At 68.0% G+C, this 11,594-nt stretch carries 13 protein-coding genes; 6 read left to right on the top strand and 7 right to left on the bottom strand.

The genetic code is table 11. The annotated features are described in order from the left end of the window. Positions 1-97: 97 nt before the first annotated feature. Positions 98-1,024 carry a transporter gene (locus ACFOSH_RS09610; protein ID WP_378238381.1) on the top strand — a complete coding sequence of 309 codons (927 nt, stop codon included), beginning with the start codon at positions 98-100 and terminating at the stop codon, positions 1,022-1,024. An 8-nt stretch (positions 1,025-1,032) separates the two neighbouring features. On the opposite strand, the gene ACFOSH_RS09615 is transcribed toward ACFOSH_RS09610, so the two are convergent. After that, the gene (locus ACFOSH_RS09615; protein ID WP_378238382.1) at positions 1,033-1,749 is read right to left on the bottom strand and encodes an ABC transporter permease; all 717 of its coding nucleotides are present in this window, start codon (positions 1,747-1,749) and stop codon (positions 1,033-1,035) included. Further along, the gene (locus ACFOSH_RS09620; protein WP_378238817.1) at positions 1,746-2,432 is read right to left on the bottom strand and encodes an ABC transporter permease; all 687 of its coding nucleotides are present in this window, start codon (positions 2,430-2,432) and stop codon (positions 1,746-1,748) included. The genes ACFOSH_RS09615 and ACFOSH_RS09620 overlap by 4 nt, the downstream gene beginning before the upstream one ends. Before the next feature lie 175 nt (positions 2,433-2,607). Here ACFOSH_RS09620 and ACFOSH_RS09625 point away from each other — a divergent pair, with 175 nt between their 5' ends. The 3 genes from ACFOSH_RS09625 to ACFOSH_RS09635 all read left to right on the top strand — a co-directional run bounded on the left by ACFOSH_RS09625 (position 2,608) and on the right by ACFOSH_RS09635 (position 5,333). Next, the gene (locus tag ACFOSH_RS09625; protein WP_378238818.1) at positions 2,608-3,504 is read left to right on the top strand and encodes an ABC transporter substrate-binding protein; all 897 of its coding nucleotides are present in this window, start codon (positions 2,608-2,610) and stop codon (positions 3,502-3,504) included. Between the two features lie 291 nt (positions 3,505-3,795). Then, the gene (locus ACFOSH_RS09630) at positions 3,796-4,230 is read left to right on the top strand and encodes an SRPBCC family protein (protein WP_364200485.1); all 435 of its coding nucleotides are present in this window, start codon (positions 3,796-3,798) and stop codon (positions 4,228-4,230) included. 104 nt (positions 4,231-4,334) lie between these two features. After that, positions 4,335-5,333: an NADP-dependent oxidoreductase gene (locus tag ACFOSH_RS09635; protein WP_378238384.1), complete on the top strand. Its 999-nt coding sequence runs from the start codon at positions 4,335-4,337 to the stop codon at positions 5,331-5,333. A gap of 78 nt (positions 5,334-5,411) precedes the next feature. Here the strand turns inward: ACFOSH_RS09635 and ACFOSH_RS09640 are convergent, their stop codons facing one another. The 5 genes from ACFOSH_RS09640 to ACFOSH_RS09660 all read right to left on the bottom strand — a co-directional run bounded on the left by ACFOSH_RS09640 (position 5,412) and on the right by ACFOSH_RS09660 (position 8,939). Beyond that, the gene (locus tag ACFOSH_RS09640) at positions 5,412-6,041 is read right to left on the bottom strand and encodes a pyridoxamine 5'-phosphate oxidase family protein (protein ID WP_378238385.1); all 630 of its coding nucleotides are present in this window, start codon (positions 6,039-6,041) and stop codon (positions 5,412-5,414) included. 15 nt (positions 6,042-6,056) lie between these two features. Next, positions 6,057-6,941: a formyltetrahydrofolate deformylase gene (gene purU / locus ACFOSH_RS09645; RefSeq protein WP_378238386.1), complete on the bottom strand. Its 885-nt coding sequence runs from the start codon at positions 6,939-6,941 to the stop codon at positions 6,057-6,059. Continuing rightward, positions 6,919-7,578, bottom strand: coding sequence for a DedA family protein (locus ACFOSH_RS09650; protein ID WP_378238388.1), 660 nt, complete (start codon positions 7,576-7,578; stop codon positions 6,919-6,921). Before ACFOSH_RS09650 ends, purU begins: the two co-directional genes overlap by 23 nt. A gap of 66 nt (positions 7,579-7,644) precedes the next feature. After that, positions 7,645-8,460, bottom strand: a complete 816-nt coding sequence (locus ACFOSH_RS09655) for a class I SAM-dependent methyltransferase (RefSeq protein ID WP_378238390.1) — start codon at positions 8,458-8,460, stop codon at positions 7,645-7,647. Continuing rightward, complete coding sequence (locus tag ACFOSH_RS09660) at positions 8,442-8,939, bottom strand: DUF2505 domain-containing protein (RefSeq protein ID WP_378238391.1); 498 nt, start codon at positions 8,937-8,939, stop codon at positions 8,442-8,444. Before ACFOSH_RS09660 ends, ACFOSH_RS09655 begins: the two co-directional genes overlap by 19 nt. Before the next feature lie 26 nt (positions 8,940-8,965). On the opposite strand from ACFOSH_RS09660, the gene ACFOSH_RS09665 reads away from it, so the two are divergent. Both ACFOSH_RS09665 and ACFOSH_RS09670 read left to right on the top strand, forming a co-directional pair. After that, complete coding sequence (locus ACFOSH_RS09665) at positions 8,966-10,030, top strand: UDP-N-acetylmuramate dehydrogenase (RefSeq protein WP_378238392.1); 1,065 nt, start codon at positions 8,966-8,968, stop codon at positions 10,028-10,030. 181 nt (positions 10,031-10,211) lie between these two features. Next, complete coding sequence (locus ACFOSH_RS09670; RefSeq protein WP_378238393.1) at positions 10,212-11,390, top strand: L,D-transpeptidase; 1,179 nt, start codon at positions 10,212-10,214, stop codon at positions 11,388-11,390. Positions 11,391-11,594 lie beyond the last annotated feature (204 nt).

The following is an 11,594-nucleotide window of genomic DNA, read 5'->3' on the forward strand; positions in this document are numbered from 1 at the left end:
GAATCCGGCGGACGGGTACTTCAAAAACAGGTTTTCCACCTGTCAGCTCACGCAACTGCATTATCGGCGGTACGCCTGCCCCGAGCAGGGCTGTGAGATGACCGGCGAGGCGGTCGTATTCGTGGTCGTCACCCGGAACATGGAGCCTGCACAGCGGCGTGTCGTCATCGGCCATCGGATGCAGTTCTCCTCCGTACACGGCCTGCCCGACACCACCCGGTTCGGCGCCACCATGACGTGCGCCGCGAAGAACACCGACGGGACCGCGGACTGCGACGTGCCCGAAGCCAGGATCACGAAGAGCATCGCGGAATGGAAGGCCCAGCCCGTCGAGTACACGTCGTTCACCATGCGCGGCGAGGACCTCTCGGATCCCAAGGATCGTCCGGAGATCCAGGCCGAGAAGCGTACCTGGTACAAGCTGGGCCGGACGCTGTTCGTCGAGGGCGAGAACGGCAAGGTGTCGGACGCGCCGGTCCTCTCGACCGAAGCGCGATGCGACGAGGCCGACTACGTCCAGGGAAGCAAGTGTGTCTTCCAGAAGCCGGCCCTGTTCTTCGTGGATCTTCAAGACCCGGCGACCAGGGACTACGGGAGACTGGTGTCCCGGGCGATCCACGCTCCTGTCGACAAGTTGTACCCCGGGCGGGCGGAAGGCGACAACATCCCGGGGTGGCTCGGCGACATCTCGGCGTTGCGCACCTACCCGCTCACACGGACCCATCATCAGGCGGCTCAGGACGCCAGCAAGACGCGCTCCGAGTACTACTGCGCGAGGGGGTGGGGTCCGGACTGGCACACCGGTCCGAACGAGTTGAGAATGAAGTGCGCCGTGTATCCGTTCAACAGCACGAGGGACGGGGCGGGCCACCATCCCGGGCACGTGACCGGGATGAATCCTTCGTTCGCCGTCCTGCCGCTCCCCGAGAAGACCTTCTTGGCGATGGAGGACACCGTGAACGACTTCATCAGCCGGCACCACATCCTCGACGGTGACCAGTACTGGATCTGGCTGCTCGAATAGTCAGGGGATCAGGTTCGGGCGTCCGCGCGGGACTGGATCGCCAGCCCGCGCGGAGTCACCCAACGCGTGATGAGCGCGAATACGCCCTCGCACACCAAAGCCAGTACGACGACGGCGATACCGCCCGCCAGGATCTCGCCGTGGCCCGGATCCCCGAGCGCGAAACCGTCCACAATGTACCGGCCGAGGCCTCCGCCGTCGTTGACGATCGCGCCGATCGCGACGGTCGCCACCAGTTGCAGGAACGCGACGCGGGCCCCCGCGAGGATCACCGGCGACGCGAGCGGCAACTCCAGGCGCAGCATGATCTGCCACTCGCGGTAACCGGTTCCGCGCGCGGCGTCGACGGTTTCCTGTTCCAGCTGGATGACGCCCGCGTAGGTGTTGGTGAACATCGGCGGCAGCGCCAAGGCCACCAGCGCGAGCATCAGCGGCCAGAACGTCGTGTCGACTTCGAGCCGGGAAGCCAGGAACCAGAACAGGATCACGAGCCCGAAGCTGGGGATCGCGCGGCCGATGTTGACCGCGCTCGTCGCGAGGAACTGGGCGCGGCGGTAGTGCGCCAGCCACAGCGCGGGCGGGATCGTCAGCACGGCCGAGATCGCCAAGGCCAGCAAGGAGAACTGAAGATGCTCGACGGTCCGGTACGGCACGCCCGCCGAGTCCGTCCAGCTCCAGCGGTTCGGTTCGCCGAACCACTCGATGGTCTGGTCGATGATGCTCATCGCGACGCCGCCTTCCGCGACCAGGGCGCGAGCGCGCGCCCCCCGAGCCACAGCAGCAGGTCCACCACGACCGCGAGCACCACGGAAAGCCCGACACCGACGATGATCGACGTCGAGTTCGGCGTCGCGGTCTGGATCCCGTTGCGGATGAAGTACCCGAGCCCGCCCTTGCCGAGCATGGAAGTCACCGTCACGAGCCCGATCGTGGTCACCGCCGCGACGCGCAGGCCCGCGATCACCACCGGCAGCGCGAGCGGCAGTTCGACCTGCCACAGCAACCGCGCACGCGTGAAACCCATGCCTATCGCGGCTTCGCGGACTTCCTTGGGCACCTGCTCGACCCCGGTGACGATGTTGCGGATGAGGATCAGCAACGTGTATGTCGCCAACGGGATGACTGCCGTGGTGAAGGACGTCAGGCCGGTGAAGGGCACCAGTACGGCGAAGGCGCCAAGACTCGGGATGACGTACAGCGAACCGGCCGTGCCCAGCGCGAGCGCGTAGAACCACCGGCGACGCAGCGAAACCACGGAAACACCGATCGACACCACCAGCCCGATGGCCAGTGCCACCGCGGTGAGCGTCACGTGCTCGCCGAGCCGCTCGAAGATCTCGTCGAGGTGACGGTCCACCCACCGCCACTCGAACAGCGGCCGCCCGCCCTGGGCGGGTACGGGGAACACGGAGGAGGCTCGCACCGGCCGACCCTACCCCGTTCGGACGGCTCGATTCCGTTCTCTGGGAGCACACGGGGCGGAACTCTCAAAATGTGGATTCTGTCGTGACCCGGAGATACTGTCCATTCCTCTGAACGAGTCATAGGAGTGTGTGCACGTGCGCTGGACACGGAATGTTCGAGTGGGCGCGGTGCTCGCCGCCGCCGTCCTCGGTATGACCGCCTGTGGGGGTGGCGACGACGCGGCGGCCCCGGCCGCGCAGAGCAAGGGCGGGGCGCCGATCGTCGTCGCCTCCTTCAACTTCACCGACAGCCTTGTCCTCGCGGAGCTGTACGCGAACGCGTTGGAGGCCAAGGGCTACCCGATCACCCGCAAGCTGAACCTCGGTTCGCGCGAGCTGATCTACCCGGCACTGAAGTCCGGCGAACTCCAGTTCATCCCGGAGTACCAGGGCGCCGCCATCACCACCGGCTTCGGCAAGGACGCCGCGAAGGACGCGGCGGGCGAGCACGAGCAGCTCAAGAAGCTGTTCGAGCCCGACGGCATCGGCCTGCTGGACTACTCGCCGGCGGAGGACAAGAACACCTACATCGTGAAGGCCGACCTCGCCAAGGAGAAGGGCCTCGCGAAGATCAGCGACCTGTCCAAGGTCGACAACGTCATCGTCGCGGGCGGGCCGGAGTGCGAGAAGCGGCTTCCCTGCTTCAAGGGCTTCACGGACGTCTACAAGCTGAAGGCGACTTTCCAGACCGTGCAGGAGGCAGGCCCGCGCGTCGAGCAGCTGCGGTCAGGCAAGGTCACCGTCATCCCTGTCGACTCGGTGAGCCCGCTCGTCAGCGACCCGCAGTTCGTGGCGCTGGAGGACGACCTCGCCATCGTGCCGACCGAGAACGTCGTGCCCGCGGTGAACAAGAAGGTCCTAGACGAGCGCGGCGCCGACTTCGCGGCCGCCGTCAACGCCGTGAGCAAGGCCCTCGACACGGTGCAGCTGCGTGAGCTGAACAAGCGCGTCGACTCGGACGGCGAGAAGCCGGGCGACGTCGCGAAGGACTGGCTGAAGGAGAAATCCCTCATCTAGCCCCCCGCGCACGCCATGAAAGGTCCTTTCCTTGCAAAATTCGCAAGGAAAGGACCTTTCATGGCATCCGGGGTCGGGGGTGGCGTGGCGCCGCACTCGCGTGATCAGGCGCCGCACACCTGAGTGCGGCCTCCAAGCACGTGAGTTCCGTCCCTGATCACGCGAGTCACGTCCTTGATCACGCGAGTCACGCCCACCCTCACGGCGTCTGGGGGCGGGGGCGCTCGCTCCTCCTGCGCCCGGCGGTGGAATCGTGGACGCTGTCTTGCAACACGGGTGAAAGGGAGTGGGATGGGAAAGGTCACGGCCATCGCGGAGCGCACCATCGAGGCGCCGGCGGACAAGGTCAGGGCGCTCGTCGCGGACTACGCCGAAACCCGGCCGAAGCTGCTGACGGAGCACTACCGCGACTACGAGGTCACCGAAGGCGGCGTCGGCGCGGGCACGAAGGCGAGCTGGAAGCTGCAGGCGACGTCGAAGCGTGTGCGTGACGTCGCCGCGACGGTGACCGAGCCGTCCGAAGGCACCCTCGTCGAGACCGACGCGAACTCCAGCATGGTCACCACCTGGACCGTCCGCGAGGTGCCCGAGGGCAGCCTCGTCCGCATCGAGACGAGCTGGGACGGCGCGGGCGGCATCGGCGGCTTCTTCGAGAAGACCTTCGCGCCCGGCGGCCTCAAGCGGATCTACGAAGGAGTGCTCGGCAAGCTCGCCGAGGTCGTGTAGCGCTCGCCACAATCGGAATGGTCGCCCCGGTTAGCTCGTTGTACCCGTCGTGAATACGGGGCGATCGCCCCGCTTGAGGTTCGCAACAGACTTGGAGTTACCTCGTGAACGCAACCGAGATCCGGCTCGCCTCCCGTCCGCACGGTGTCCCGACGCTGGAGAACTTCGAAATCGCCGACGTCGAGATCCCGACGCCGGTGCAGGGCCAGATCCTGGTCCGCAACCAGGTGCTGAGCGTGGACCCGTACATGCGCGGCCGGATGAGCGACGCGAAGTCCTACGCCGAGCCGTACGAGGTCGGCAAGGTCATGCACGGCGGCGCCGTCGGTGAAGTGCTCGAGTCCACCGTGGACGGTTTCGAACCGGGCGACATCGTGCTGCACGGCCTCGGCTGGCGTTCGCACGCCGTCGTCGACGCCAAGCACGCGGTGAAGGTCGACCCCGAGGCCGCGCCGGTCACGGCGTACCTCGGCGTTCTCGGCATGACCGGGCTCACCGCGTACGCCGGGCTGCTCGACGTCGCGGAGTTCAAGGAGGGCGACACCGTCTTCGTGTCCGGTGCGGCGGGCGCGGTTGGTTCCATCGTCGGCCAGCTGGCGAAGCTCAAGGGCGCGAAGCGGGTCATCGGCAGCGCGGGCACGGACGACAAGGTCAAGTGGCTGACCGACGAGCTGGGCTTCGACGCGGCGTTCAACTACAAGGACGCCCCCGTCATCGAGCAGCTGCGCGCGGCGGCGCCCGAGGGCATCGACGTGTACTTCGACAACGTCGGCGGCGACCACCTCGAAGCGGCCATCGACTCGATCAACCTGCACGGCCGGATGGCGATCTGCGGGATGATCTCGGTCTACAACAACACCGAACCGGCCGCGGCGCCGCGCAACCTCGCGTCGATCATCGCGAAGCGGTTCACCATGCGCGGAATGCTCGTGGGCGACCACTTCGCGCTGCAGCCGCAGTTCGTCAAGGAGGTCGCGCCGCTGGTCGCCTCCGGCGAGCTGAAGTACTCCGAGACCATTGTGGACGGTATCCGCAACGCGCCGCAGGCCTTCCTGGACCTGCTGGGCGGCGCGAACACCGGCAAGATGCTGGTCCGCGTCTGACCCGCCTCCCGATGCTATGAAAGGTCCTTTCCTTGCAAATTTTGCAAGGAAAGGACCTTTCATAGCGCGCGCGAGGGCTCAATACTGGGTCGTGAGGGCGCCTTCGGTCAGCGCGGCGTCCAGCGCCTCCGCCGTGACGTCCAGCTTCATCTGGTCCCGGAAGATCTGCCCCGCCGTCGGCAGGCTGGAGCGCTCCGGCCAGGTGTCCGGCTTCCACAGCGCGGACCGCAGGAAAGCCTTGGCGCAGTGCATGTACAGCTCTTCGACCTCGATCAGGATCGCCAGCGCCGGGCGCTTGCCCTTGACCACGAGGTCGTCGAAGAACGGCGCGTCCGCGACCAGTTTCGCGCGGCCGTTGATGCGCAGCGTCTCGTTCATGCCCGGCACCAGGAACAGCAGCCCGGCGTGCGGGTTGTCGAGGATGTTGGTCTGGCTGTCGAGCAGCTTGTTGCCCGGCCTGTCCGCCATCACCAGCGTCTTGTCGTCGAGCACCTTGACGGACCCGGCCGGGTCGCCGCGCGGGGAGACGTCACAGGTCCCGTCGGACGACGCCGTCGCCAGCAGGTAGAACGGCGAGTGGTCGATCAGCGTGCGCGCGTGCTGGTCGATGCGGGGAATGATCTTCCCTCGCGTCCGCTCGGCCGGGTGGCCCAGGTGCTCACGGAGCGCTTCGTGCGTCTCGATCACTTTGATCTCTGAGGTCCCCATGACCTCAGTGAACCACTAGAAGACGACAGTTCGGTTTCCGTGCACCAGGACGCGGCCCTCGAGGTGCCATCGCAGCCCGCGCGCCAGCGTCACCTTCTCGATGTCGCGGCCCTTGCGGACCATGTCCTCGACCGAGTCGCCGTGGTCGACGCGGATGACGTCCTGGTCGACGATCGGGCCCGCGTCGAGGTCGGCGGTGACGTAGTGGCAGGTCGCGCCGATGAGCTTCACCCCGCGCGCGTGGGCCTGGTGATACGGCCGCGCGCCGACGAACGACGGCAGGAAGCTGTGGTGGATGTTGAGCGCCCGCCCTGCCCAGGCCTCGCACAGGTCCGCGGGCAGGACCTGCATGAACCGGGCGAGGACGACGGCGTGCGGGTCGTGCTCGTCGACCAGTTTCCGCACCTCGGCGAAGGCGGCGGACTTGGCTTCAGCGTTGCCGGAGGGGAACGGGACGTGGTGGAACGGGATGCCGTGGGCGCGGGTGATGTCGCCCAGCGACGTGTGGTTGCCGATGACCGCGGCGACGTCGACGTCCAGTTCCCCGGACGCGACCCGGCCGAGGAGGTCGTAGAGGCAGTGCCCGGCCTTCGAGACGAGGATCACCGCGCGACGTCGCTCACCGGAGTCGCTGACCTGCCAGCTCGACTCGGCCGAAAGCGACTTCGCGACCTCGGCGAAGCGTGCGCGGAGTTCGGTGGCGTCGAACGGGAGCGAGTCGGCGCGGACGACCTGGCGGGTGAAGAACCAGCCGGTGTCCGGGTCCGTGTGGTACGCCGCTTCGACGATCCAGCCGCCGTGCTCGGCGAGGAAACCCGAGATCCGGGCGATGATCCCGGTGCGGTCAGGACAGCCGAAGGAGATCACATAGCGACGTTCAGGGTTCGACACACAAACCATTGTCGCCGGTCTCGGCCGCCGCGCGGCGCCGGGTCAGGATGCGGACGCGGACCCGCCGCCCGATCTCGATCGCCGCGACCAGCACCAGTCCGAGCGCGAAAGACAGCAGAAGGCCCTTCTCCGGTTCGTCGGCGAAGGCCGCTCCGCCGACGAGACCGATCAGGACGCTGTACACCGCCCAGACGCTCGCACCGACGGCGTCGAGCCAGACGAATTTGCCCGGCGGATAGCCGAGGCTGCCGTTGGCGAGGCCACTCGCGACGCGGCCGCCGGGCAGGTAGCGGGCGGCGAGGATCAGCAGGACGGCGTTGCGCCGCACCTGGATCTTCGCCCATTCGTAGCGCCGGATCCCGTCCGGACCACGCTGGAGGCGGGCGAGCGCCCGCGGGCCCGCGGCGGCGCCGACGGTGTAGCCGAGGCAGTCGCCCACCCAGGCCCCGAGCCCGGAGACCAGCGCGAGCAGCGCCAGCTGCGGGAAGTCCGGGCCGATCAGGACGGCGACGGTGATGACCGTCGTCTCGCTCGGCATGAACGGCAGGAGCGCGTCCAACCCGGACACGAGGAACACGATCACCCACAGCCAGGGTGATCCCAGCGTGCCCCGAAGCAGCTCGGTGACGTACTCCAGCAGTTCCACGGTCCCATGGTGATCACCGCAGGTCGCTACGGGGTGACGGAGTGGGGTTATACCGGTGAATTCCCGCTAAGGGACCAGTCCGCGGTCACTCGGGGCGACGGCGGACCAGGGCACGGTCAGCTCGCCGAGCCGCCACCGCGACGGCCGGTTCAGCACCGGCCAGCCTCTGCCGGTGAGCAAGTGCACGGTATGCGCCCAGCGGGCACGGACGCCGAAGTTCTGGTGCGGCGCCGCCGTCGCCCAGCAGACGTCCAGAGCGGACAGCAGCTCGTGGACCCGTTCGCCGGGGACGTTGCGGTGGATGAGGGCCTTGGGCAGGCGTTCGGCCACTGTGGACGGACGCTCCAGGCTGGCGAGATGGACCGACAGGGTCAGCGTGCGCGGCCCGTCGTGCCCGACCGCGACCCAGGTGCTCAACCGTCCGATCTCATCACAGGTGCCTTCGACCAGTAGTCCGCCGGGCGCCATCGCGTCCAGCATCAGCGACCAGGCCCCCGGAACCTCGGCTTCGTCGTACTGACGCAGCACGTTGAACGCGCGCACCAGCACCGGCCGCGTCCCGGCGAGTTCGAACCCGCCGCGCCGGAAGTCCAGCCACGGCTTGTCGACGGCGGCCTGCGCGACGGCGACCCGTTCGGCGTCCAGTTCCAGGCCCAGCACCCGGACGTCGCGGCGGACGGACCGCAGCCACCGCGCCATCTCCACAGTGGTCACCGGGGAAGCGCCGTAGCCGAGGTCGACCACCAGTGGTGCGTCCGCGCGGCGCAGCAGCCGCGTCACGGCCGGGTCGCGCGCGAGCCACCGGTCCACGCGGCGCAGCCGGTTGGGGTTGGTCGTCCCGCGTGTCGGTGCCCCGACCGGCTTCAGCGCTCGGCCAGCCACTTCGCGACGAATTCCGCCTCGCGTTCCAGCAGCTTGGTGACCTGTTCGGCGATCACGCTCTCCAGCTTCCCGCCGACGAACGGGATCCGCACCTTGACCTCGCCGCTGTTGACCAGGGTCGTCTGCTCACCTTCGCCGGTCAGCGACGTCTTCGCGGTGATCTCGCCCGGCACGCTCTGCACGGACGCCGTCGCGGAGCCGGTGTACCCGGCTCCGGAGGCCTTCCAGGTCTGCTCGCGCTCGACGATCAGATCGCCCCGGTGCAGCGTCCGCACGGCGGAGGGGAGCTTGTCCGAGCTGATGCCCTGACGCAGCTTGTAGCGCACGCCGTCCTCGGCCGGGACGTACTCCAGCAGCTCCGCGTCGTCACCGCCGATCTGCTCCAGCCTGGCCCGCAGAGCCGCCTCGCCGGCGACCGCGTCGAACGTGGTCGAGAGGTCTGCGGAGAACGCTGAGCGGTGCTCGATACGGGAGGCCATGGCGCCAGACAGTACCGTTCACGGGCGTGAGCACTGCCGAAACTCCCACTCAGCACGCCGCCCTCGCCGATCACACCACACTGCGGCTCGGTGGCCCGGCGCGGCGTTTCGCCGAGGCGAAGACCGCGCAGGCCCTGGTCGACGCGGTCCGCGAGGCCGACGACGCCGGAGAGCCGATCCTCCTGCTCGGCGGCGGCTCGAACCTCGTCGTCGCCGACGACGGTTTCGAGGGCGCGCTGCTGAAGGTCGGCAACATCGGCTGGACCCGTGACGGAGATCTCGTCGAGGTCGCGGCGGGACAGAACTGGGACGATTTCGTCGAGGGCCTGGTCGCCGAGGGCGCCGGCGGGCTCGAATGTCTCTCCGGGATCCCCGGCTCGGTCGGCGCGACGCCGATCCAGAACGTCGGCGCGTACGGCTGCGAGGTGGCCGAGTCCCTGGTCTCGGTCGACCTCTACGACCGCGCCGCCCGCGAGGTCCGCACGCTGACCGCCGAAGAACTCGGGTTCGGCTACCGCACGTCGATCCTGAAGGGGACCGACGCGGGCGTAGTGCTCACAGTGCGCTTCAAGGTCACCGAAGACGGCCTCTCGGCCCCGATCCGCTACGCCGAACTCGCTCGCACGCTCGGCGTCGAGATCGGTGATCGTGTCCCGGTGGCCGAAGCACGCGAAACGGTCCTCGGGCTGCGTCGCGGCAAGGGCATGGTCCTGGACACGGACGACCACGACACGTGGAGCGCGGGCTCGTTCTTCACCAACCCGATCATCGGGGAGGCGCGGCTGGCGAAGGTGCTGGCGGGGATCGTGGACGTCGTCGGCGAGGACGTGCGCGTGCCGCAGTACCCGGCGCCCGGCGGCACGAAGCTGTCCGCGGCATGGCTGATCGAGCGGGCCGGGTTCGGGAAGGGCCACGAGGGGCCCGGAGGCCGGGTCTCGCTGTCGACGAAGCACACGCTCGCGCTCACCAATCGGGGCAAAGCGTCGACAGCGGATCTCCTCGCCCTGGCGCGCGAAGTGCGCGACGGCGTCGAGGCCCGCTTCGGTGTCTCGCTGCACCCGGAGCCCCTGCTCATCAATTGCTCGCTCTAGCGGCGACCCGCGTGCCAGGCATTTCGTTATGCAAACCAGAAAATCGCGAACAACCCCGAGCCGTCTCCGTGCGTCTATCACTCCGAGGGGCGAGGGTGAGTTCCGTCGCCACGGGTAACGTCGGAGAGGCCCCCAGCGCTGAGCGGGTAGAAGCTCGCGGGGGGCTTATGGGAGGTACACGGTGATCGAACGGCGCACGGTGTTCAAGGCCGCGCTCGCCGCGGGCGCGGCCATGCTGGCCGCTGCCTGCTCCAGCGAAGAAGGCGGCAACGCCAAGCCGGAAGGCAGCAGTGGTGGCGGTGAGCAGGAGGCCGCGCCGGTAGCCAAGATCACCGCCGAACCCGCCGCCGACGCCAAGGACGCCCCGGTGGTGACCCCGGTCGTCGTGAAGGTCGCCGACGGCAAGCTCACCGAGGTCAAGGTCACCGCCGACGGCGGCAAGGACGTCAAGGGCGAGCTCTCCGCAGACGGGCTCACCTGGACCAGCTCCGAGGCCCTCGGCTACGGCAAGACGTACACCTACGCCGCCAAGGCCACCGGCAGCGACAACAAGCCCGCCGAGTTCAAGGGCACCTTCACCACGCTCAAGCCCGCCAAGGAAGTCCGCGCCACGCTGAACCCGGCCGACAACGCCGAGGTCGGCGTCGCGATGCCGATCAGCGTGAAGTTCGCGTCCCCGGTCAAGGACAAGGCGGCCGCCGAGAAGGCGCTCAAGGTCAAGACCGACAAGGACGTCGAGGGCTCCTGGGGCTGGCTTTCGGACACCCAGGTCGACTGGCGGCCCAAGGAGTACTGGCCCGCCAACATCACGGTCAACGTCGAGGCGAAGCTCTACGGCGTCGCGCTCGGCGGCGGCGCGTACGGCAAGGCCGACGTCACCACCAAGTTCAAGATCGGCCGTAACCAGGTGGTCAAGGTCAACACCCCCGACCACACGATGAAGGTCTACCGCGGCGGCGCGGAGTCGGCGAGCTACCCGTGCTCGAACGGCCTCGACGGCGACGTCCAGCGGAACACCCCGAACGGCACGTTCATCGTGATGTCGAAGGAGCCGACGGCGCGGTTCGACAACGCGCGCTACGGCTACACCAACGTCAACAAGAAGTGGGCCTGCCGGATCTCGAACAACGGCGAGTACATCCACGAGAACCAGGACAACGCGGCGAACATCGGCAAGTCCAACACCTCGCACGGCTGCGTGAACCTGCTCGAGGCGGACGCGAAGAAGTACTTCGACTCGGCGCTGATCGGCGACCCGGTCGAGATCACCGGTTCGAAACTGGGCAGTCCGACCAAATCGGACGTCAAGAACTGGTTCTACGACTGGAAGTCCTGGAAGGCGCTCTCCGCGGTCAAGTAGCGGGTCAGGGCGCCGGGGTCGAGTCGGTCGGGTTGGTCGTGAGTGTTTTGTGCCGTTCTAACGACACTTACCACTCACGACCACCTGTACCGACGCGTCACCGCCGCTTTGGTCACCGCCGCTTTGGTCACCGCCGCTTTGGTCACCTCAGGTGGAGGCGTGAAGGCCCCCTTCACTACACCGTCAGGGTAGGCAAGGGGCCCT

The organism is Amycolatopsis speibonae (genome assembly GCF_042647925.1).
Classification (GTDB): domain Bacteria; phylum Actinomycetota; class Actinomycetes; order Mycobacteriales; family Pseudonocardiaceae; genus Amycolatopsis; species Amycolatopsis speibonae.